Origin of the sequence: Bacillus sp. 22190 (genome assembly GCF_052045575.1) — a bacterium.
GTDB lineage: Bacteria > Bacillota > Bacilli > Bacillales > Bacillaceae > Bacillus > Bacillus altitudinis.
In genome coordinates this window covers 1,100-4,492 of record NZ_JBQEPF010000032.1, presented here as the reverse complement: position 1 = coordinate 4,492, position 3,393 = coordinate 1,100, and the positions used below count along the sequence as shown (strand labels likewise).

Annotated in this window: 3 protein-coding genes; 1 reads left to right on the top strand and 2 read right to left on the bottom strand. The window is 35.8% G+C overall.

Translation table 11 applies throughout. The features are described 5' to 3' along the window. Positions 1 to 690 precede the first annotated feature (690 nt). A complete protein-coding gene (locus tag ACTJKA_RS19735; RefSeq protein ID WP_197198152.1) occupies positions 691 to 1,371 on the bottom strand; it encodes a hypothetical protein in 681 nt (226 codons plus the stop codon). A gap of 118 nt (positions 1,372 to 1,489) precedes the next feature. Then, on the bottom strand, positions 1,490 to 2,122 hold the full coding sequence (locus tag ACTJKA_RS19730; protein WP_197198151.1) for a helix-turn-helix domain-containing protein: 633 nt from the start codon (positions 2,120 to 2,122) through the stop codon (positions 1,490 to 1,492). A gap of 324 nt (positions 2,123 to 2,446) precedes the next feature. Between ACTJKA_RS19730 and ACTJKA_RS19725 the strand changes: the two genes are divergently transcribed. After that, positions 2,447 to 2,959 carry a DUF3967 domain-containing protein gene (locus tag ACTJKA_RS19725; RefSeq protein ID WP_197198150.1) on the top strand — a complete coding sequence of 171 codons (513 nt, stop codon included), beginning with the start codon at positions 2,447 to 2,449 and terminating at the stop codon, positions 2,957 to 2,959. The last annotated feature ends 434 nt before the right edge of the window (positions 2,960 to 3,393 follow it).

The following is a 3,393-nucleotide window of genomic DNA, read 5'->3' as shown; positions in this document are numbered from 1 at the left end:
CTGAACGCTCTCAACGGCATTTTTGAATTACAACCTCGGTATTTTTATAAGTTTAATCATTCAAATAAATCTTTGTCACAAACTCAAAACGAGTCAATCCATTGCTATGACTAGCCTTAATTTGCTTTTTTCTTCCGTAGTACCCCCCTGTTAGAGTGGGGGGGGTTCCCGTTTGGCTCTCAGTGCTCGCTTTTCGTTGCCACTCGACGACTGTCGTCGTCTTCCGCTGCGCACTTTCGCCAAACAAAACAGACGCACAAATATTTCTTTAATCGTATCATTTTTGATACTTTCATGCCAACGGTACAATGCCCTGGCATTCTGCTTTGAACGGAAAGAAAACCCACCGCACCTATTTAGGTGCATAAGTGGGCACTGGTTCTCCAGTGACTCTTTTCGGGCTCTGCCCAAACCCGCCAACGGTCTGCCCGTTGGATCGCAAATATTCAAACCCCCTACCCCCGATCTTCGGGGGATGCCCCTTCGGCTGGCGCAAACAAACGGGGTTTGTTTGAATCAATAGGCTTTGGGTGTAGTGAATGAGTCAACTCCTTAATGCTCACTTTCGTTCCGCTTACCGTTGACTCATGCCTTATGTTCTTCTTTTACATCAGATTTAAGACTAAAAAAAAGACCCTGTAAAAAACAGAGTCAGTAAAAATTCAAAAACAAACCTCTTTTTTAAGTGTTTTATTCAATAACAGTTTTTACTGGTGGAATTCCCCAATCAAGATAGAAAGCTACACCTTTACCCTGAGTCATAGCTCCAGTTATTTTCAATGCAAGATCTGCAAAAAAGGCTCCACCTAAAACTGCAGTACTTATTCCAGCCACAGTGCCTAATGGTCCTGCTAAAGCTGATGAAACTGCTGTCCAAGCAGCCATTAATGCAGCTGGACCTGATTGCGCTGCAACGGTTAAAACAGCAAATGTTCCAGATTTCAAAGCAGTATTAGATAAATAACCTGCTCTATAACTAGAAGTTTTAGCTACTTGGTTACTTTTTAATATGCTTTCTTTTGAAGCAGAATAATTATATGTACCATCAAGTATAGCTTTGAAATCTTTAAGTTGTGTTTTTGTAAAATCATATTTATTCATAAGAACATCATCACTTAAATCTACACTTAATGTTTCTTGATCTTTCTTGAAATGAATATGATTCGAAACTTCCAACAACTTAGTAACAAGCTTTGTATCTACACCAGATTTCTCTAAATCACTTATGCTATTTTTTTCTGATTCTGTTAATGTTACAGCACCCTTACTTCTGTCCGACGTCTGTGCTTGTGCTACTACGGGCGAAACCAAAGATATAAGGATTACTGAAGCAACCACAAGAGACAAATAACTACGTAACTCTTTTTTCATAGTGACCTCTCCTTTACTAATGTTATAAAAATAACCAAGTAATAGTTTAACATAAATGTAAAAAGAATTCCTTTTGATCTATATTAACTATGCTGGAGAGTTTTTATAAATCTTAAATTTATTTGTCTAATGACCTTGGTTTCCTCCATGTAGGAATGAAAAACTTAATATTTTTAATAACCAAAATCACAATGCCAAAAAGTAACGTAACTAATGTATTTATACTTCTTTCAAAAGGCAACATTTCATATAAAAAATAAGAGAAAACAAATAACAGATCAAGCCATATAACTTTTTTAGAACCAGATTTTCTATTAAAGTAATCCCTTGCCCCAACAAATGTTAGAACTACTCCGGTCAAAAATAGGACACCCCACCAAATTTGTAAATACCAAATAGGAAGTTGATAAGAAGAAAGATCAAATAAAGCACCAATGTAACCTAAAAAACTAATCAGCATAAGAATTCGACCAAAGACAGCTGACATTTGCATTTTTATATCTTTTTGACTTTGTTCAATCCGAGTTTCTAAGTCTTTTTGTTCCTCAGAATATTGCTCTGGAGAAACTAATTCTTTAATATCACTATCAAATAATTCAGCCAACCTTATTAGATTATCCATTGATGGTTCTGATTGATTTGTCTCCCATTTCGATATTGCCTGCCGACTAACCCCTAATTGTTCTGCTACATATTCTTGCGATAACTTTAAGGATTTTCTTTTATTACTAATATTAGAACCTAAAGACATCATACAACACCCCATTTCCATATGATTGCTGTAATTGTATTAGTTTCACAGGTTGCACACCACCAACCACTATGCAACTATTGGTTGCAAAAGCTTGTTTTAACTAAATTCTGTGAAAGATTATTATCAAAAGGCACTTCCACTTTATGAGAGACTTTTATGAGTCTTTAAATAAATTTATAACCGTTAAAACGTTCTTGTCATATTTCTCATGATCGAATGATCGTATTCATGGACGCAACCATGATCGTGATCGTAGGAATCCATTGATATAACTAGAATAATCAATGTATGATCGTATGGTGAACGAGGTGGTGAAATTATATGGATAACCAAGAAAAATGGCACTCTATCAAATCATTAGAGAAAGAACTTCAAATCCCAGATACAACATTGCGAAGATACATTCGTCAACATGGCCATCATTTGAACATAAAGAAAAACGGAAAAAGCTATTTAGTAGCAAATGAATCCATTCCTTTGCTAAAAAAAATTCGTGGTTTATACGTAGAAGGAAAGTCCATAGAAAACATTGAGACCATCCTCACTAATGAAGGACATCCAATCACAATCACGATAGACAATCATACAGAAAGTACAGCATTGACGCTGAATGAGTCGATAGAGGACATAAGGAATACTCTCAACTCACAAATGAATGAACAAAAACAAATCATCCAATCTCTTATTCAGACAATTCACGAACAACAACACTACATTGAGGCTAAGCTTGAGGAACGCGACAAACACCTCATAGAGGCTCTCAAAGAGAATGAAGAAATGAAAAAACAGATTGCTGCATCTCAACAAAAAAAGTGGTGGCAATTTTGGAAATAGGACACCCATGACAATGGCGCACTTATACACACCCCTGTGTGCGTGCTAAAATCTCTCGATTTCCGTCAAGCGTGTAAAGAAGAAGCCGACTTAATAGCCGGCTTCTTCTGATTCTTCAAACCACAATGCAATGAACAGCAAAGTACAAATAATGAATGCTCCTAAATCCATCACATTAATTACAATCGTCATCACATTCACCTCCACAGTGAACGGATTCTATCACAAAAATATTCCTCAAAACGAAGCACTGAAAAATAAAAAAAATGCTTGCGGACACCGCAATGGAATAATAAATTTTTTATTCTAAGAATCTAATTGGGAACGTTTTATTAAACGACATTTTCAATTATTTTTATCTTGTATTTTTTTCATCATTAACCCATAGATCCTTTTTGAAACTGGATATACCAGAGCAAACAACAAATACAAAA